Source organism: Streptomyces sp. NPDC040410, from assembly GCF_055595715.1.
Genome location: NZ_JBVIVK010000012.1, coordinates 194,496 through 212,276 on the forward strand (window position 1 = coordinate 194,496; position 17,781 = coordinate 212,276).

The 17,781-nt window shown below is 70.0% G+C and carries 15 protein-coding genes and 1 pseudogene; 3 read left to right on the plus strand and 13 right to left on the minus strand.

Translation table 11 applies throughout. The annotated features are described in order from the left end of the window. Window positions 1–204 precede the first annotated feature (204 nt). Window positions 205–510 (minus strand): hypothetical protein, encoded by a 306-nt coding sequence (locus ACZ562_RS24155; protein ID WP_471182664.1) that lies wholly within the window; start codon window positions 508–510, stop codon window positions 205–207. Between the two features lie 319 nt (window positions 511–829). Here ACZ562_RS24155 and ACZ562_RS24160 point away from each other — a divergent pair, with 319 nt between their 5' ends. Further along, window positions 830–1,357 carry a universal stress protein gene (locus ACZ562_RS24160; protein ID WP_471182666.1) on the plus strand — a complete coding sequence of 176 codons (528 nt, stop codon included), beginning with the start codon at window positions 830–832 and terminating at the stop codon, window positions 1,355–1,357. A gap of 150 nt (window positions 1,358–1,507) precedes the next feature. Next, window positions 1,508–2,071, plus strand: coding sequence for a GPR1/FUN34/YaaH family transporter (locus ACZ562_RS24165; protein WP_471182669.1), 564 nt, complete (start codon window positions 1,508–1,510; stop codon window positions 2,069–2,071). A gap of 100 nt (window positions 2,072–2,171) precedes the next feature. On the opposite strand, the gene glmS is transcribed toward ACZ562_RS24165, so the two are convergent. Together glmS and ACZ562_RS24175 are read right to left on the minus strand one after the other, a co-directional pair. Further along, window positions 2,172–3,989, minus strand: coding sequence for a glutamine--fructose-6-phosphate transaminase (isomerizing) (gene glmS, locus ACZ562_RS24170; protein ID WP_471182672.1), 1,818 nt, complete (start codon window positions 3,987–3,989; stop codon window positions 2,172–2,174). A gap of 11 nt (window positions 3,990–4,000) precedes the next feature. Next, on the minus strand, window positions 4,001–4,258 hold the full coding sequence (locus tag ACZ562_RS24175; RefSeq protein WP_471182675.1) for a hypothetical protein: 258 nt from the start codon (window positions 4,256–4,258) through the stop codon (window positions 4,001–4,003). On the opposite strand from ACZ562_RS24175, the pseudogene ACZ562_RS24180 reads away from it, so the two are divergent. Continuing rightward, window positions 4,235–4,699 (plus strand): annotated as a pseudogene (locus tag ACZ562_RS24180) (fibronectin type III domain-containing protein); the annotation flags it as partial. The gene ACZ562_RS24175 and the pseudogene ACZ562_RS24180 overlap by 24 nt on opposite strands. 181 nt (window positions 4,700–4,880) lie before the next feature. Here the strand turns inward: ACZ562_RS24180 and ACZ562_RS24185 are convergent. The 10 genes from ACZ562_RS24185 to ACZ562_RS24230 all read right to left on the minus strand — a co-directional run bounded on the left by ACZ562_RS24185 (window position 4,881) and on the right by ACZ562_RS24230 (window position 17,781). Then, window positions 4,881–5,765, minus strand: coding sequence for a DUF4429 domain-containing protein (locus ACZ562_RS24185; protein ID WP_471182678.1), 885 nt, complete (start codon window positions 5,763–5,765; stop codon window positions 4,881–4,883). A 190-nt stretch (window positions 5,766–5,955) separates the two neighbouring features. After that, on the minus strand, window positions 5,956–7,725 hold the full coding sequence (locus ACZ562_RS24190; RefSeq protein WP_471182681.1) for an IucA/IucC family protein: 1,770 nt from the start codon (window positions 7,723–7,725) through the stop codon (window positions 5,956–5,958). Continuing rightward, window positions 7,722–8,276: a GNAT family N-acetyltransferase gene (locus ACZ562_RS24195; protein ID WP_471182684.1), complete on the minus strand. Its 555-nt coding sequence runs from the start codon at window positions 8,274–8,276 to the stop codon at window positions 7,722–7,724. The genes ACZ562_RS24190 and ACZ562_RS24195 overlap by 4 nt, the downstream gene beginning before the upstream one ends. After that, complete coding sequence (locus tag ACZ562_RS24200) at window positions 8,273–9,559, minus strand: lysine N(6)-hydroxylase/L-ornithine N(5)-oxygenase family protein (protein ID WP_471182688.1); 1,287 nt, start codon at window positions 9,557–9,559, stop codon at window positions 8,273–8,275. The genes ACZ562_RS24195 and ACZ562_RS24200 overlap by 4 nt, the downstream gene beginning before the upstream one ends. Continuing rightward, the gene (desA, locus tag ACZ562_RS24205; protein WP_471182691.1) at window positions 9,543–10,985 is read right to left on the minus strand and encodes a lysine decarboxylase DesA; all 1,443 of its coding nucleotides are present in this window, start codon (window positions 10,983–10,985) and stop codon (window positions 9,543–9,545) included. The genes ACZ562_RS24200 and desA overlap by 17 nt, the downstream gene beginning before the upstream one ends. A 141-nt stretch (window positions 10,986–11,126) precedes the next feature. Then, entirely contained in the window at window positions 11,127–12,035 is a 909-nt protein-coding gene (locus ACZ562_RS24210) for a siderophore-interacting protein (RefSeq protein WP_471182694.1), read from the minus strand. 41 nt (window positions 12,036–12,076) lie between these two features. Beyond that, window positions 12,077–13,123, minus strand: coding sequence for an ABC transporter substrate-binding protein (locus ACZ562_RS24215; RefSeq protein ID WP_471182697.1), 1,047 nt, complete (start codon window positions 13,121–13,123; stop codon window positions 12,077–12,079). Window positions 13,124–13,598: 475 nt separating this feature from the next. After that, window positions 13,599–14,759 (minus strand): acyl-CoA dehydrogenase family protein, encoded by a 1,161-nt coding sequence (locus ACZ562_RS24220; RefSeq protein ID WP_471182700.1) that lies wholly within the window; start codon window positions 14,757–14,759, stop codon window positions 13,599–13,601. 5 nt (window positions 14,760–14,764) lie between these two features. Then, on the minus strand, window positions 14,765–15,712 hold the full coding sequence (locus ACZ562_RS24225; protein ID WP_471182703.1) for a hydroxymethylglutaryl-CoA lyase: 948 nt from the start codon (window positions 15,710–15,712) through the stop codon (window positions 14,765–14,767). Further along, window positions 15,709–17,781 (minus strand): acetyl/propionyl/methylcrotonyl-CoA carboxylase subunit alpha, encoded by a 2,073-nt coding sequence (locus ACZ562_RS24230; RefSeq protein ID WP_471182706.1) that lies wholly within the window; start codon window positions 17,779–17,781, stop codon window positions 15,709–15,711. Before ACZ562_RS24230 ends, ACZ562_RS24225 begins: the two co-directional genes overlap by 4 nt.

The window sequence follows — 17,781 nt, forward strand, 5'->3', positions numbered from 1 at the left end:
GTGAAGCATTCGATCACGAAGCGTTGCACTCAGGGGCCGTGCAGGGAAGTGCGCCTTGTCGCAGTGGCCAATCCCCGTAGGGTGCACAGGGCCCTCGGAGCCCTTTCCGTGCAGGTCGAACGGGGGTTGAGGGGTGGTCGGGGGAGGGGTTGCGGGTGACTCGGAAGTTGGCTGAAAAGAAGCGGGCGCTTGCGCGGAAACCGGTCAGACGACCGGTGTATTTCCCCCGGAGCGAGGTGTCCCTCTGTGTGCACGCGTGCCGCTTCTGTGACGGCGCTCGGGCGGATGCGGGTCCTCCTCGTCGAACGGGCGGGCCGCGCCGCGTTCGGACCGGCGCAGGAGGATACGGCAGACGGTCGTGACGGCGGCGAGCCCGAGAGCGGTACCGGCGGCGCCGGCCGGGGAGGCGCCGTGCCAGAGCAGGACCACCGGAACCAGGGCACAGCTGAACGCCGCCCAGCGGACCACGCCAGTCGCGGTGTCCTGCGCGGGCGTCCGGGGTCCGGGCATGGCGTGCTCCCTGTGGTGCGGTTCAGGGGGTTCAACGCGTGTTCGACAAGTCGGTCACCCGTGAATCCTGTGCAAACCGCCTGTACGCCGCAGCAACCATTGCGTTGCGGGCGCCACCTCGTGCATGCTCCCTGGAACCCCCGTCATGGGGGTCCCCCGGTTCGAGGGAAGTCGAGACCTGGGGGAGCGCGCGGGCACTGGGCCAAGGAGGCGTGCCGCCGTAACCTTGGGGGTATGGGGTTGGGAAGATGATTCCCGGACACAGCTCCGCCGCACACCGTCGTCCCACCCGACAAAGGATCAATACGCCGAGACAGCCATGGCCGGTCACGAATTCTTCGAACCCGCGGACCGCAAGCGGCCGGTCGCCGATCCCACGGCGTCCGAGCCCCTGGCGGCGGAAGAGTCACGCCGTTCCTGCGACCCCGCCTTCAGGCACGGCGTCGTGGTCGGCTTCGACGGCTCCATGTCCAGCGAGCGAGCTCTCGCGTACGCCGTCGGCATGGCCCACCGCTCCGGCTCGGGTCTGATCATCGTCCATGTCGCCAACCGGCTGCCCACCACGGTGTGGGCGGGCTGCGAGCCGCCGGTCTTCGTCGACGTGCCGGATCACCGGACGGAGGTGCTGGGCCTCGAACTCGCCTGTGCGGACCATCTCTCCGAAGTGCCCTGGATCCTCGTCGAGCGCGGCGGTGACATCTGCCACGAACTCGAGGAGGTCGGGCGGGAGTACGAGGCGGACGCGATCGTCGTCGGCTCCACGCACGGCATCGTCGGGCGGATCTTCGGGTCCGTCGCGGGGCGGCTCGCCAAGCGGGCGCAGCGGCCCGTCGTTGTCATTCCGTAACTCGCCGTTGTCCCAGGTGAGATGTGCCGTGTGCGTGGTCCGACCCTCTTGTGCGGTGCGTAAATCTACTCGCGCGTAGAGGTGTTTGTGCCCTTGTGAAGGGCATATATCGCTCACCGCACAACTGCACATGCATGAAGGGAGCCCGCCGTGGACAACGACGTCTCTGCGGGAAGCGGAACCACCACCGTCGGCCGACTCGCCCTGGGTATCACCCTGTTGGCATTCGGGATCGGGCACACCGATGTGATCGACGGTGTATCGGCCGCTGACGCCGTATCACTGGCCCACTACATAGGCGGCGTTGCGTTGTTCGTCGCCGGACTGCTCGCGTTCCGCGACCGTGACCCGGCAACCGGTACGGCCTACTCGGCGTTCGGCGCCCTGTGGTTCACCTGGGCCGTCACGGCGGGCAACACGATGTCCGCCAACGCGGCAGGGCTGTTCCTGCTGCTGTTCGCTCTCGTGGCCCTCTCGCTGACCCTCGCGGGCGGGGACCAACTCACCCAGGGCACCTACGGGTTGTTCTTCGTCTCCCTCGTGCTCCTCGCCATCGCGGAGTTCGCGACCAGCAGCAGTCTCACGAAGGCGGGGGGCTGGTTCGCCGTGGCGGCGGGCGCGGTGGCTTGGTACGCGGCGACCGCGGCGTTGGCCCACTGGCCGACGGCACTTCCCAGGCGCGCTGCCGGCCGAGGTGTGACGGCCACCGGCTGATCGGCAGCCGACGCCGGGGTATTGGGCGGCCCCGGCGATGAGAGCGGACCCCCCGTGCTTGATGGCAGCACGTGGGGGTCCGTCCTCCTCTGCGCGAGTCCTACTCCACCGTCACCGACTTCGCGAGGTTCCTCGGCTTGTCGATGTCCCGGCCCAGGGCCAAGGCCGTGTGGTAGGCGAGGAGTTGCAGCGGGATGCCCATGAGGATCGGGTCCAGCTCGTCCTCGTTCTTCGGGACGACGATCGTCTGGTCGGCCTTCTCCTGCTCCTGGTGGGCCACCGCGAGGATCCTGCCGCTGCGGGCCTTGATCTCCTCCAGGGCCGCGCGGTTCTTCTCCAGCAGGTCGTCGTCCGGGACGATCGCCACCGTCGGCAGCGCGGGCTCGATCAGGGCCAGCGGGCCGTGCTTGAGCTCGGACGCCGGGTAGGCCTCGGCGTGGATGTACGAGACCTCCTTGAGCTTCAGGGAGGCCTCACGGGCCACCGGGTATCCCCGGACGCGGCCGATGAAGAGCATCGAGCGGGCCTCGGCGTACTGCTCGGCCAGCTTCTTGATCTCCTCCTCGCGCTCCAGCATCTCGGCGATCTGGGCGGGCAGCCTGCGTAGGCCCTCGATGATCCGCTTGCCGTCGCGGACCGAGAGGTCGCGGGTGCGGCCCAGGTGGAGCGCGAGGAGGGCGAAGGCGACCGTGGTGTTCGTGAAGCACTTGGTGGACACCACGCAGACCTCCGGGCCGGCGTGGACGTAGATGCCGCCGTCGGCCTCGCGGGCGATCGCGGAGCCGACCACGTTGACGACGCCGAGCACCCGCGCGCCCTTGCGCTTGAGCTCCTGGACGGCTGCCAGGACGTCGTACGTCTCGCCGGACTGGGAGACCGCGACGTACAGCGTGTCGGGGTCCACGACCGCGTTGCGGTAGCGGAACTCGGAGGCCGGCTCGGCGTCCGCGGGGATGCGGGCCAGCTCCTCGATCATCTGGGCGCCGATCATGCCCGCGTGGTACGAGGTGCCGCAGCCGAGGATCTTCACACGGCGGATCTGCCGCGCCTCGCGGGCGTCCAGGTTCAGGCCGCCGAGGTGCACGGTGGAGAACCGGTCGTCGATACGGCCGCGCAGCACACGGTCCACGGCGTCGGCCTGCTCGTGGATCTCCTTGTGCATGTAGGTGTCGTGGCCGCCCATGTCGTACGACGCCGCCTCCCACTCCACGGTGGTCGGCTCGGCCGTCGTACGGGTGCCCTCGGTGGTGTACGTGCGGAAGTCGTCGGCCTTGAGCGTCGCCATCTCGCCGTCGTCGAGAGTCACTATCTGCCGCGTGTGGGTGACCAGGGCGGCGATGTCCGAGGCGACGAACATCTCCTTCTCGCCGATGCCGAGCACGACCGGGGAGCCGTTGCGGGCCACCACGATGCGGTCGGGGAAGTCGGCGTGCAGGACGGCGATGCCGTACGTGCCCTCGATGACCCGCAGGGTCTCGCGGACCTTGTCCTCCAGCTTCTCGCCCTGGGCGCGGGCGATCAGGTGGACGAGGACCTCGGTGTCGGTCTCCGAGAGGAACTCGACGCCGTCAGCCTCCAGCTTGCGGCGCAGGTCGGCGGCGTTGTCGATGATGCCGTTGTGGACGACGGCGACCTTGCCCTCGGCGTCCAGGTGCGGGTGGGCGTTCACGTCGGACGGGGCGCCGTGGGTGGCCCAGCGGGTGTGGGCGATGCCGGTGGTGCCCTTGAAGCGCGCCGGGACCTTGGCCTCCAGGTCGCGGACCCGGCCCTTGGCCTTGACCAGCTTCAGGCCGGTCGACTTCGGGGACGTGACGACGATGCCCGCGGAGTCGTAGCCGCGGTACTCCAGCCGCTGCAGGCCTTCGAGCAGCAGCGGAGCCACGTCACGCTTACCGATGTATCCGACGATTCCGCACATATATGTATTCCTCAGCCGTAGACCATGCGGCGCAACTGCCTGAGCGTAAGCTCTGGCGGCGCCACCGCCCGGTATTTCAGGTCCGCCTCGATCCGTTCGAAGATCTCCGTGTTGACCAGACCCTGGGCCTGGAGCTCGCGGTGGCGGCGACGGACGTACTCGTCGGCCGTCTCGTCGAAGTAGGCGAGCACGTCCTGGATCACGCGCAGCGCCTCGCCCCGGTTCAGGGGCGTGGACCGCATCAGATGATCAACAAGTTCGTCGTGCACCCGGTAGATCCTGGAGTACCGGAGGCAGTTTCGCAAGAATCCTGCCCGCTTTCGGGCACGTGCCACGGGCAGCGCACGATGATCCGGGGTGGCGCCGTCACGCTCGGCGCCGTCGTGGGTGGCGCGTTCGTACCGGGTGCCACCGCCCGGGCCGCCGTGCGGGCGCAGACCGTCACGGCGGCCCGAGAGCGTCGACGGCGCCCTCGCCGCCCCCTTCGGCCGTCACCTCGCCTACGGCAACGACCCGCGCACCGAGATCACCGTCTCCTGGCAGGTCCCGGTCGCGGTGGAGAAGCCCTCATCCGCATCGGCGCCCGCCCCTGGGACGTCTCCCGCAGGATCGAGGCCGAGGTGCGCACCCTGTACACCCCGGCCGGCGTCGGCACGAGCGGCGGCCACACGCAGTACTACCTCCACGCCGAGCTCACCCACCTGCGCCCCGAGACCCTCGCCTGGTCCCGGGTGCGCTACCTCGACTCCTCCTTCCTGCGCGTGGACGTCGCACCCGCGCCGAAGGGCCGATACGCCACGCTGAAGTTCCAGGGCATCGCCGAGACGGGTGACCGGATCGACCACTTCACCGGGGCACGCAAGGCCAGGTGACGTCCGGCCCGGGCGGTCCTCACATCCGCTTGAGGACCGCCTGCTTGGCCATCGTGAACTCCTCGTCCGTCAGCACGCCGGTGCGGTGCAGCTCCCCGAGCTCGCGCAGCCGCCTCAGCAGCGCGTCGTGGCCGTCCTCGGCGGCGGGCGGGAGCTGCCGGGGGACTTCAGGGTGCGGCTGTCGTACGTCCGTGGGGACGGCCGCGGCCGGATGCGTGAGCCGGGCCTGTACGGCCGCCGCGACCAGGCCCATCAGCGGGTCCTTCTTGAAACCCCACAGCTCCACGGCGTTGGGGTCGTACTTCGGCGGCGCCTTGGTGGGGGCGTGGCGCACGGTGAAGCGGAGGTGGCCGTTCTCCAGGCCGGCCGCCGGGTGCCACTCCACTGCGGTGATGTCGGTGAGCTCCAGGACGCGGGCGCCGGCGGCGGCCTTGGCGTCCTCCGTCTTCCAGTTCCACTCCAGGCGGACCCGCTCGCCGTCGAAGCTCGCGGTGCCGTCCCCGGCGGAGGCCGACAGCGGGACGGCCGGACCCGGCAGCAGGTACGCGTCCACCGGGCCGGCCGGGACCCGGTCCAGGAGCAGGGCGTCGCGGACCTCTTCCGCGAAGTACTCGGCGACGCCGTACCGGTCGGACTCGACGATCAGCTGGTAGGGGTCGTTCGGCTCGGTGAGCCGGCCGCCGGTCGCGTGCAGCAGCGGGTCGGCGCCGTCGCGCAGCCGCAGTCTCAACCGGCCGGCCTTCTTGCCCTGCTCGAACGAGATGCCGGCCAACGCGCCGAGAGGAACGACGAGTTCACCCAGGGTCTTGCGGAGCAGGCTGACGTTCTTGTCGCGCCCCGGTGTGAGTCGCAGGGCGTCGCCGTCGAAGACCCACGTGCCGTCCTTCTGGATGATTTCCGCCATGCGGGGATTGTTCCACCGGCTTGGCGAATGAGTGGTCTATACCTGACGTGGTCCATGCCCATCCCTGGAAGGGAGCGCATGTGACACGGCACCACAGATCGCCCCGCCTCCTCGGTGCGCTGCCCGGCAGGTGAGCGAGGCTGACGGGCACCCCGCGGGACCGTACCGCGGGGGGGCCCGTCCGTCTTGGTCAGAACCCGGCTATGGGGTTCTTCAAGTTGCCGACGAGCTGCAGCGCGCCGGACGGGTCCGCGAGGTCCACCATCTGCTCGTTGTTGCGCAACTGGAGCCGGTTGAGGCAGGACAGCGCGAACTCGGGGGCGAACATGTCGTACTGCCGGAACCTGTCGGCGAGTTCGGGCACCGACCGCTGGTAGTCGTGGGTGACCTCCGCGACCGTGCGCCAGAAGTCGTCCTCCTCCAGGATCCCCTCGGTCGCGAGGTTCGCGGCGAGGAAGCGGAAGAAGCAGTCGAAGACGTCCGTGAAGACCGACAGGAGTTTCGTGTCCTCCGGCACCTCCACGCGGATCCGCTGCACGTCGGGCGGCAGCACCGCGTCCGGGTCCATGACGACGATCTCCTCGGCGATGTCCTTGTAGATCGCGCGCCGGACCACGCCGTCCTCGAGGACGAGGATCACGTTCTCGCCGTGCGGCATGTAGACCAGGTCGTAGGCGTAGAAGCTGTGCAGCAGCGGAGTGAGGTACGCCCGCAGATAGTGCCGCAGCCACTCCTTGGGCGCGAGCCCGGACTGCTCGATCAGGGCGCCCGCGAACGAGGCGCCTTCGTGGTCCACGTGGACGAGGGAGGCCATGGTGGCGAGCGACTCGCCCTCCCGCAGGGACGCGGCCGGGCTCTCGCGCCACAGGGCGGCGAGCATCTTCCGGTACGGGGAGTAGCGGTCCGTCGCCGCCTCGTACTCCAGGTGCCGGTAGCCGACCGCCGCCCGCTCGCGGATGATCGACAGGCCCGTCGACTTCAGGACAGGGTCGCCCTCGACGAGCTGGGCGAGCCAGTCGTTGATCGCCGGGGTGGCCTCCATGTAGGCGGCCGAGAGCCCGCGCATGAAGCCCATGTTGAGGACGGACAGGGCCGTCTTCACATAGTGCTTCTCGGGGCTGGACTTGTTGAAGAAGGTCCGGATGGACTGCTGGGCCAGGTACTCGTCGTCGCCCTCGCCGAGGCAGACCAGGTGCCGGCGCGCGACCTCGGCGGCGAAGGTGACGGTGAGCTTGTTCCACCACTGCCAGGGGTGGACGGGTATGAGGAGGTAGTCGGCCGGGTCGAGACCCTGGCCGGTCAACTGCCGGTGGAACCGCTCGACCGTCTCCTCGCCCAGCTCCTCCCGCACAAAGGACTCGTACTCGATCCCGACGCCCGCGGTGAACGCCGCCCGCGAGCGGTGCGCGGCCAGCCACACCAGGCGGACCGGGCTCGCGGTCTCCGGCGCGTACGACAGGTACTCGTGGATGCCGAAGCCGAGCCGGCCGTTGTTGGCGACGAAGCAGGGGTGGCCCTCGGTCATCCCGGTCTCGATCGCCTGGAAGCCGCTCTTCACGAGCTCGGCGACCGGGATCTGCGGCTTGGTGAGCTTGTAGCAGATGCCGGAGAGGGTGGAGGAGATCTCCTCCAGGTAGACCGGCAGGATCTCGTCGCTCAGGCCCAGTGACTCCTTCAGCTCGATGAAGAAGTCCAGGGCGGCGAGCGGGAGTTCGCCGCCGTCGCGGTGGCGGGTGATCGAGCCGGCGTCCACCTGCCAGTGGTCGAGGGCCCGGCGGGTCGCGGTGAACCGGTAGAGCGTCAGGCCGTCGTCGCTGCGGACGGCGTACTCGTCGCCGTCCCGCTCGGGGGTGATCAGCCGCTCGTGCGCGAACTCGGCGAGTGCCTTGCGGACCAGCAGACGGTTGGCCTGCGCCCAGCGCTCGGGGGAGAGGTGGGCCACGGCGTCGGCGAGGCTCATCCGGCCACCCCCGTCGCCGCGACGAACTGCTCCCGCGTGCAGAAGCTCAGCAGCGCCTTCTTCTCCGGCTTCTGGATCTCGCGGGCGGGCACGAACCCGACGGCCTCGTTCAGGGCGTGCACCGCCTTGTTGCCCACGTCCGGCTCGACGACGACACGGGCGGTGGCGGGGTCCTCGAAGAGGTGCGCCATCACGGCGGTGATGACGGCCCGGGTGAAGCCGTGCACGGGTGTGCCGGCCGGGGCGACCAGGAAGTGCATGCCGACGTCGCCCGGCTCGGGCTCGTAGAGGCCGACGAGCTCGCGGTGCGCCGGGTCGTACTTCTCCATGAGGAAGGCGGGAACGCCGTCGCGCAGGCCGAGGTACGCGTGGTGGTGCTCGTCGGCCGAGATCTCCAGGTAGGCGCGCTCGACGTCCTCCGGCCTGGCGTCCTGCATCATCCAGAAGGCCGCCTTGGGGTGGGTGACCCAGCCGTGCAGCAGCTCGGCGTACTTCAGGGCGTCGAGCGGGCGGAGGGTCAGGGTTCCGACGCCGGTGACGAGGGTGCTCATACGGCGAACTCCTGGAAGGCGATCGTCTTCTCGACGGGGTAGTACTCCGTGCCGAGCAGCTCGCGGATGATGCAGCTGTTGCGGTAGGCGCCCATGCCGAGGTCGGGCGAGGTGATGCTGTGCGTGTGGACGCCGGCGTTCTGCAGGAAGACGCCCCGGCCGGAGGTGTCGATGGCGTAGTTGCGGGCCACGTCGAAGCGGCCGTGGCCGTCGAAGCGCAGGCGGTCGCGGACCGGCTCGAGGAAGGCCGGCGGCTGGTAGTGGTAGCCGGTGGCCAGCACCAGGCCCTCGGTGCCGATCTCGAAGTCCTTGTCCTGCTCGTCCTGGTGGAAGCCGAGCGTGTACGACCCGTCCTCGTACCGGGCGGCGGTCAGTGAGGAGTTGGTGAGCAGGCGGGTGGGCACCGGACGGTCGCCGCTCTCGACGTTCTTCTGGTACAGCAGGTCGAAGACCGAGTCGATCAGGTCCGAGTTGATGCCCTTGAACAGGCCCTTCTGCTGCTTCTCCAGCCGGTAGCGGGTCTCCTCGGGCAGCGCGCGGAAGTAGTCGATGTAGTCGGGCGACGTCATTTCCAGGGTCAGCTTGGTGTACTCCAGCGGGAAGAACCGCGGGGAGCGGGTGACCCAGTTGAGCTGGTAGCCGTGGTCGTCGATCTCGGACAGGAGCTCGTAGTAGATCTCCGCGGCGCTCTGCCCGCTGCCGACGATCGTGATCGACTTCTTCGCCTGCAGTTCCGCCTTGCGGTGCATGTACTGCGCCGTGTGGAGGAAGTCGCCGCCGAGGTCCTGGCACGCCTCGGGCACGAAGGGGACCGTGCCGGTGCCGAGGACCAGATGACGGGCGCGGTAGAGCGCACCGGCGCCGGTGCGCACGACGTAGCGCTCGTCCTCGAACGTCACCCCGGTGACCGTGGTGCCGAAGCGGATGCTGGAGACCTTGGAGGCGGCCCAGCGGCAGTAGTCGTCGTACTCGACGCGCAGGGGGTAGAAGTTCTCGCGGATGTAGAAGGGGTAGAGCCGGCCCTTCTCCTTCAGGTAGTTGAGGAAGGAGTACGGCGAGGTCGGGTCGGCGAGGGTGACCAGGTCCGACATGAACGGGGTCTGGAGGTGGGCGCCGTCCAGGAACATGCCCGCGTGCCACTCGAAGTCCGGCTTCGACTCGAGGAAGACGCCGTCGAGTTCGGCGATCGGCTCGGTGAGGCAGGCCAGGCCGAGGTTGAAGGGGCCGAGCCCGATGCCCACGAAGTCGTAGGTCTTCTCGGGGGATTCAGCAAGCGCGGTCAAGGGACTCTCCCAGGTACTGCTCGGCGTGGCCGGCGATCAGATCGAGAACGGCGGCGATGTCGTCCGTCGTGGTCTCGGGGTTGAGAAGGGTGAACTTCAGGTAGTGGCGGCCGCCCGTCTTGGTGCCCGCGACCACCGCGTCGCCGGAGGCGAACAGGGCCTTGCGGGCGTACAGGTTGGCGCGGTCGATCTCGGCCGGGTCGGTGACGGCCGCCGGGATGTAGCGGAAGACCAGAGTGGACAGGGACGGCTGGACGACCACGTCGAACCGGGGGTCGGCGGCAAGGAGCCGCCAGCCCTCCACGGCGAGGTCGCAGACCTCGTCGAAGAGCTCGCCGATGCCGTCGGCGCCCATCACGCGCAGCGTCATCCACAGTTTCAGCGCGTCGAAGCGGCGCGTCGTCTGCAGGGACTTGTCGACCTGGTTGGGGATGCGTTCCTGCACCATACGGCGCGGGTTGAGGTACTCCGCGTGGTAGGTCGCGTGGCGCAGGGTCGAGGCGTCGCGGACCAGGACGGCGGAGGAACTCACCGGCTGGAAGAAGGACTTGTGGAAGTCCACGGTGACCGAGTCGGCGCGCTCGATGCCGTCGATGCGGTCCCGGTACTTGAGTGAGGCGAGCAGTCCGCAGCCGTAGGCCGCGTCCACGTGCATCCACGCACCGAACTGGGCGCACAGCTCCGCGATTTCGGGCAGCGGGTCGATGGAGCCGAAGTCGGTGGTGCCGGCGGTGGCGACGACGGCCATGGGGACCAGCCCGTCCTTCTCGCAGCGCTCCAGCTCGTGGGCGAGCGCGACGGTCTGCATGCGCTTGTCGTGGTCGACGGGGATCGAGACGACGGCGTCCTGGCCGAGGCCGAGCAGTTTCGCGGACTTCTTCACGCTGAAGTGGCTGACCTCGGAGGCGAAGATGCGCAGTTCGGCGGACGAGTCGGCCTTTGACTCCTCGCGGGCCAGCAGCAGTGCCTGGAGGTTGGACTGGGTGCCGCCGGAGGTGAACACGCCGTCGGCGGCGGGGCCGAGGCCGATGCGCTCGGCCGTCCAGTCGATGAGCCTGCGCTCGATGAGGGTGCCGCCGGCCGACTGGTCCCAGGTGTCGAGGGAGGAGTTGACGGCGGACAGCACGGCCTCGCCCAACACGGCCGGGATGACGACCGGGCAGTTGAGGTGGGCGAGGTAGCGGGGGTGGTGGAAGTAGATCGCGTCCCGGAGGTAGACCTCCTCCAGCTCGTCCAGGACCGCCGTGGTGTCGTGCAGCGGCCTGTCGAGGTCGATCTGCTCGATACGGGGGACGAGGGCGTCGACCGAGACGCCGGTGAACGGACGGTCGGTGGTGGCGAGTTTGGCCGCCACCCGCTCCACGCCTTGTGTCACGGAGCGGCGGTAGTGCTCCGCGGTCGTGTCATTGAGCAGGTGCGAGCGCATGGTGGGGGTCCTCCGGTGGGGACGGTCCGGCGTGCGGGACGAAGAAGGGACGGAAGTCGCGGCTATCAACTTAGGTTAGCCTAACCTAAGTTGATACTCCAGACTCCGTCCCTCCCGTGACCGCCGTCACTTCGAGCGCGGCTACTCGCGCTCGCGCAGCTCTTCCTCGCTCAGCCCCTGCCGCCAGTAACCGACGAAGGTCACCCGCCGGCGGTCGACCCCGCGTTCGCCGACGAAGTGGCGGCGCAGCGCCTTCACGCAGCTCGACTCGCCCGCGATCCACACGTACGGGTGCTCGGCGGGCGGGAGCCCGGCGGAGCGGATCGCGTGGAGAGCCATGGGGGTGGGGGCACCGCCCACGCCCTCAAGGCGGTGGGGTGTCTCCACGCCGTCTTGGCCGTGCTGTGCGCGCACCAGCCAGGTGATCTCGGCGTCCGCCTCGGTCGCCAGGTCCTGGATGTCCCCGGCGTCGCGCACCTCCAGCCAGACCCGCGCGCGGGTGCCGGCCGGCAGCGACTCGACGATCGCGGACGCGGCCGGCACGGCGGTCTCGTCGCCCCAGACGACCACCAGGTCGGTGTCCTCGGGGGGCCGGAAACGGATCGCCCGGTTGTCCGCGATCGCCGGGCCGAGCAGCAGGACGCGCTCGCCGGCGGCGGCCCGAGAGGCCCACCGGGAGGCGGGGCCCGCCGGGACGGCCGCGCCTGGTTCGACGCCGTGCAGGACGAAGTCGATGTCGATCTCCGTCGGCTGCCCGTGCGCGTCGCGGCGCAGCTCCCGGAGCGTGTACGAGCGCATCACCGCCCGTACGTCGTCCGGGAGTTCACGCCACGCCTGCCACCAGCCGTCGCCCAGCTCGATGGGGACGACCGGTTCGCGCTGGCCGGGGTGCGGCAGGAACAGGGACAGGCTCTGGTCGCGCCCCTCGGAGTGGAACGCGGCCAGGTCGGGCCCCGCGAAGGTGACCCGGACCAGTGACGGGCCGAGCCGCCTCGTCCGTACGACCTGGAGGGAGAAGAAACGGAACGGGGCGGCAACGGCCGTCGTCATGAGGGCTCCTGAGGGGCAGGGCGTGTCAGGAAGGGCGGGGGTCAGCTGACCTTCTTCGCGTTCTCGAGAGCCGCGGCGAGGTCGGTGAGAAGCGGGGTGCACTTGTCGTACGACAGGATCGGCTCGGGGGAGCGCGCGATGACCTGGCCGGCCTTGACCGCGGGCAGCTTCTTCCAGGTGGCCTCGGTGACGTCGGCCGGCTGGATGGTCGAGGAGCGGTCGTCCATCATGATGATGTCGGCCTTGTACTTGTCGACGTTCTCCCAGCTCAGGCTCTCGTACCAGCCGCCACCCTCGGCCTTGGCCTTCTCCGAGGGCTCGACGAAGTTCACGCCGAGGGCCTTGAAGTACTCCAGGTCGATGGAGAGGTCGGTGCCGGAGACGTAGAAGAGTTCCTGGCTCGCGGAGCCGGCCATCACCTTGATGTCGGGCTTGGCCTTGGCGGCCGCGCGGAGCCGGGTGGCGGCCGCCTCGAACTTCTTCTTGGAGTCCGTGACCGCGGCGGCCGTCATGTCGGCGCCCAGCGATTCGGCGAGCTCCCACACGCGCTGCAGCGGCTCGGTGAGCTGGCGGTCGTAGACGGAGATGCCGACGCTGGGGGCCAGCTTGGAGATCTTGTCCTTGGAGGCCTCGGGCACGTACCAGAGGGTGCCGGCGTCGTCGAACATCGTGGAGACGAGGACCTCGGGCGCGAGCGCCGCGTACTTCTCGACGTTGAACTGGTCCCAGGCGTTGCCGAGGACGGTCACCTTGCTGATGTCCATGTCGCCGGCCTGGACGTCGGCCTTGCCGTCGGCGGTCTTGGTCGGTCCGAAGACGCCCTTGACCGAGATGCCGTAGTCGTACAGGGCGGCGGCGACGCCGGTGAACGCGACGATGTTCGCCGGGATCCTGTCGAGCTTCACGGTCGTGCCGCGGTCGTCCTTGAAGGTCCACGGGCCCGACTTGGCGGCGGTCGTCTCGTTGCTCGAACCACCGCTCTTGTCTTCGGCGTCACCGCAGGCCGCGAGCGCGGCACCGAGGCCGAGGGCGCCGCCCGCGGCGAGGATGCCGCGGCGGGTGAGGTGGGTGGCACGGGCGTTGGACATGAGTGTGGCCGCTTTCGAACGGGGCGGAGCGCCCGCCGGACAAGTTCGAAGGTAGGTTAGCCTAACCTCAGCTCGTGTCCAGAGGGTGGGCGCCCCTCCGCTCCAACCTGTGCGCAGCCTGTGGTGCGTCGGCCGTTCCGGGGTGGCTATGCCTTCGTGAACAGTTCCTCGTGTCCGCGGCCGTGACCGCACGGTCGAGCCAGGTGCCGAGGGTGTCTGGGCGTCGCCCAGACCGATCTCGGTGTATTCCGCCCAGTCCACTGCGGCCTCGCCGCCGGTTGGATTGCCGTGGGTTCCGGGAAGGTGATGCCGGCCTTCGGGAGGACCCGGGTGAACAGTCCCGGATCCTCCCTGAAGATCTGGTGCATCGCCTGATGCGCCGAGCTGACCGTGTGACGGAACGCAGTGGCTGCCATGCGTTTCGGTGGCCGGACGGGACGGACTCGGCCGTTCGGGTGACCTGTCAGTGGTCTGCTCAGCTCGTCAGCCCCAACTCCCGTGCGATCAGCATGCGTTGGACCTCGCTCGTGCCCTCGCCGATCTCCAGGATCTTGGAGTCGCGCCACATGCGGGCCACCGGGTACTCGTTCATGAAGCCGTAGCCGCCGTGGATCTGGGTGGCTTCGCGGGCGTTGTCGACGGCGATCGTGGACGAGTAGAGCTTCGCCAGTGCCGCCTCCTTCTTGAAGGGTTCGCCGGACACCAGACGGGAGGCCGCGTCACGCCAGGCGAGGCGGGCCGTATGGGCCTTCATCTCCATGTCGGCGACCTTGAACTGGATGGCCTGGTTCGCGCCGATCGGACGGCCGAAGGCCTGGCGCTCCTTGGCGTACTTCACCGACTCGTCCACACAGCCCTGCGCGAGGCCGGTGGCCAGGGCGGCGATGGCGATGCGGCCCTCGTCCAGGATGCGGAGGAACTGCGCGTAGCCGCGGCCCTCCTCGCCCAGCAGGTTCGCCGCCGGGACCCGCACGTCCGAGAAGGACAGTTCCCGGGTGTCCGAGGCGTTCCAGCCGACCTTCGAGTAGGGGGCGGCGACCGTGAAGCCCGGGGTGCCGGACGGGACGATGATCGCGGAGATCCGTGGCGCGCCGTCGGGCTTGCGGCCGGTGACGGCGGTGACCGTGACCAGGCCCGTGATGTCCGTGCCCGAGTTGGTGATGAAGCACTTCGTGCCGTTGATCACCCACTCGTCGGTCTCCGGGTCCAGGCGGGCCGAGGTGCGGGTGGCTCCCGCGTCACTGCCGCCGTCCGGCTCCGTCAGCCCGAACGCGCCCAGGATCTCGCCCGAGCAGAGGCGGGGGAGCCACTCGCGCTTCTGCTCCTCGGTGCCGAAGAGATGGATCGGCATCGCACCCAGCGAGACACCCGCCTCCAGGGTGATGGCGACCGACGAGTCGACGCGGGCCAGCTCCTCCAGCGCGATGCCGAGGGCGAGGTAGTCGCCGCCCATGCCTCCGTACTCCTCCGGGAACGGCAGCCCGAACAGGCCCATGCGGCCCATCTCGCGGACGATCTCGTACGGGAACTCGTGCCGCTCGTAGAGGTCGCCGATCTTGGGCGCGACGACGTCGTGCGCGAACTCCTCGACGGTGCGCCGGAGTTCTTCCAGCTCTGGGGAGAGTCGGTGGTCCATGACGGTCACTGCTCCTTGGTGTCCTGGTCCTCGTGGGACAGGGCTCGGACGGTGCGGGACGGGCTGGGTCGGCCCAGTCGGCCGGCCATCCACACGCTCGTGGCGACGAGACGGCCGAGGTCGACTCCGGTGTCGATGCCGAGCCCCCGCAGCATCCACACGAGGTCTTCGGTGGCGAGATTGCCGGTGGCGGACTTGGCGTACGGGCAGCCGCCGAGACCGCCCGCCGAGGCGTCGACGGTGGTGACGCCGTGCTGGAGCGCGGCCAGGGTGTTGGCGAGCGCCTGGCCGTAGGTGTCGTGGAAGTGCACGCCCAGCGCGGTGGTGGGAACGCGCTGTTCGTCGAGGGCGGCGAGGAGTTCGAGGACGTGGCCCGGGGTCGCCACCCCGATCGTGTCGCCGAGGCTCAGCTCGTCGCAGCCCATGTCGATCAGGGCCCGGCAGACCCGGACGACCTGGGCGATCGGCACCGGGCCCTCCCACGGGTCGCCGAAGCACATGGAGACATAGCCGCGGACATGCGCCTGGCCCGCCTTCGCCCGGGCGACCACCGGCTCGAACATGGCCAGGGCCTCGTCGACCGTCCGGTTCAGGTTGGCCTTCGCGAAGGACTCGGTGGCGCTGGCGAAGACGGCGACACGGCGGGCGCCGAGTGCGAGCGCGCGGTCGAGGCCGCGTTCGTTCGGCACGAGGACGGGCAGCTCGACCGGCAGACCGGCGACGAGCGGGAACAGCGCTTCCGCGTCCGCGAGTTGGGGCACCCACTTGGGATGGACGAAGCTGGTGGCCTCGATCGTCGTCAGACCGGAGTCGGCCAGCCGGCGGATGAACTCCGCCTTGACCTCCGTCGGGACGGTGCCCTTCTCGTTCTGCAGCCCGTCCCGCGCGCCGACCTCGTGGATCCGCACCCGTGCGGGGAGGCCCTGGGCCGGGACGGCCATCGGGAGTGTCATCGCTCCTCCTCTGCCGGGGTCTGTGCCAGGTTCTCTGCCGGGGCGATGACTGCCAGCACCTGGTCCATGGCGACCGTCGTGCCCGGTGTGACGTCCAGTTCGGCGACCGTGCCGGCGTGCGGGGCGGAGATGACGTGCTCCATCTTCATCGCCTCGACGACCAGCAGGCTCTGGCCGGCCGCCACCTCGTCGCCCACGGCCACCTTGACGACCGTGACCGTGCCGGGCATGGGCGCGGTGAGCGAGTCGGCGCCCGCGTGGGCCCCGCGGGTGAGGGACTCGGCGACCGGGTCGTGGTCGCGCACGTGCCAGGCGTCGCCGTCACGGCCCAGCCAGGTGCCGTCCGGCAGCGCGGCGAACGTGTGGGTGACGCCGTCGAGCGGGCAGGTGAACCGGGGCTCGTCTCCCGGCCGCGGGGGCAGGCCCCCGGATCCCCGCAGCGGGGTGTCCTCCCCGTCCAGGAGCACCTCGGCCCCGCCGTCCGCCATGCCGCGCACGCGGATGGTCACCGGGTCGTGTCCAGGCACCTGCAGGTGATGTGCCGTCCAGGCCCGCTCGCCGCCCAGGCGCCAGCCGTCCGCGGCCGCGAAGGGATTCACCCAGCCGGGACGGTGCGCGGGGGCGAGCGCGGCCTGGCGCAGCAGCGCCGCCGCCGCGTAGACCTCCCTCGGCACCTCGGCCGCCACGAGCCCCGCGACCTCCCGCTCGACCAGCCCCGTGTCCAACTCGCCCGCCGCGACCGCCGGATGCGCGAGCAGCCGCCGCAGGAACCCCGCGTTCGTCTGCACGCCCAGCGTCACCGTCCGCGCCAGAGCGGCCCGGAGCTTCCTGAGCGCGGTCTCCCGGTCAGGCCCGTACGCGATCACCTTCGACAGCATCGGGTCGTACAGGCTGCCGACCTCGGTGCCCTCGCTGAGCCCGGAGTCGGTGCGGACGCCGTCGTCCTGGGGTTCGTGGAGCCTGAGGACCGTGCCGCCGGAGGGCAGGAAGCCGCGGGCGGGGTCTTCGGCGCAGACCCGGGCCTCGATCGCATGCCCGGTGAGGGTGATGTCCTCCTGGGCGAAGGGCAGTCGTTCCCCTGCCGCGACCCGCAGCTGCCACTCCACCAGGTCCAGGCCCGTGATCAGCTCGGTGACCGGATGTTCCACCTGGAGGCGGGTGTTCATCTCCATGAAGTAGAACGACGACACGGGCGGTTCGAAGGGTGTCCCCCCGATGGGCGCAGTGCCGCCGGGGACGATGAACTCCACCGTGCCCGCGCCCCGGTAGCCGCAGGAGCGGGCGGCCTGGACCGCGGCCTCGCCCATCGCGGTGCGAGTGACCTCGTCCAGCAGGACCGACGGCGCCTCCTCGATGATCTTCTGATGACGGCGCTGGAGGGAGCACTCGCGCTCGCCCAGGTGGATCACGTTCCCGTGGCCGTCGGCCAGGACCTGGATCTCGATGTGCCGGGGCCGGTCGATCCACCGCTCGACGAGCAGGGTGTCGTCGCCGAAGGCGGCGCGGGCCTCGCGGCGGGCGGCGGCGATCTCGTCGGCCAGTACGGAGACGTCCCGCACCAGCCGCATGCCCTTGCCGCCGCCGCCGGCGGACGGCTTGAGCAGCACCGGCATGCCGATCCCGCGTGCCGCGCCGGCGAGCTGATCGTCCGTCAGTCCGCTGCCGGTGGACCCGGGGACCACCGGCACCCCGGCTGCCTTCACCGTCTCCTTGGCGCGGATCTTGTCGCCCATCAGGGAGATGGCGTCAGCCGGCGGTCCGATGAAGACCAGCCCGGCCTCGGCGCACGCGCGCGCGAAGGACGCGTTCTCCGCGAGGAAGCCGTATCCGGGGTGGACGGCCTGCGCTCCCGTGCGGGCCGCGGCATCGAGGATCCGCTCCGCCGACAGATAGCTCTCGGCGGCCGGCGCCGGTCCGATCCGTACCGCCGTGTCGGCCTCCCGGACGTGCCGCGCATTCGTGTCGGCGTCGGAGTGGACGGCCACCGAGCGCACGCCCAGGGCCCGGAGCGTCCGGATGACGCGGACCGCGATCTCGCCCCGGTTGGCCACAAGCACCGTGTCAAACAT

Bases quoted from the DNA above. Each gene is read 5' to 3' on its own strand.
- ACZ562_RS24190 (WP_471182681.1), bottom strand. From the start codon at position 7,725: ATGAGCCTCGCCGACGCCGTGGCCCACCTCTCCCCCGAGCGCTGGGCG.
- ACZ562_RS24160 (WP_471182666.1), top strand. From the start codon at position 830: ATGGCCGGTCACGAATTCTTCGAACCCGCGGACCGCAAGCGGCCGGTC.
- ACZ562_RS24210 (WP_471182694.1), bottom strand. From the start codon at position 12,035: ATGACGACGGCCGTTGCCGCCCCGTTCCGTTTCTTCTCCCTCCAGGTC.
- ACZ562_RS24225 (WP_471182703.1), bottom strand. From the start codon at position 15,712: ATGACACTCCCGATGGCCGTCCCGGCCCAGGGCCTCCCCGCACGGGTG.
- ACZ562_RS24195 (WP_471182684.1), bottom strand. From the start codon at position 8,276: ATGAGCACCCTCGTCACCGGCGTCGGAACCCTGACCCTCCGCCCGCTC.
- ACZ562_RS24185 (WP_471182678.1), bottom strand. From the start codon at position 5,765: ATGGCGGAAATCATCCAGAAGGACGGCACGTGGGTCTTCGACGGCGAC.
- ACZ562_RS24215 (WP_471182697.1), bottom strand. From the start codon at position 13,123: ATGTCCAACGCCCGTGCCACCCACCTCACCCGCCGCGGCATCCTCGCC.
- ACZ562_RS24155 (WP_471182664.1), bottom strand. From the start codon at position 510: ATGCCCGGACCCCGGACGCCCGCGCAGGACACCGCGACTGGCGTGGTC.
- ACZ562_RS24220 (WP_471182700.1), bottom strand. From the start codon at position 14,759: ATGGACCACCGACTCTCCCCAGAGCTGGAAGAACTCCGGCGCACCGTC.
- desA (WP_471182691.1), bottom strand. From the start codon at position 10,985: ATGCGCTCGCACCTGCTCAATGACACGACCGCGGAGCACTACCGCCGC.
- ACZ562_RS24230 (WP_471182706.1), bottom strand. From the start codon at position 17,781: ATGTTTGACACGGTGCTTGTGGCCAACCGGGGCGAGATCGCGGTCCGC.
- glmS (WP_471182672.1), bottom strand. From the start codon at position 3,989: ATGTGCGGAATCGTCGGATACATCGGTAAGCGTGACGTGGCTCCGCTG.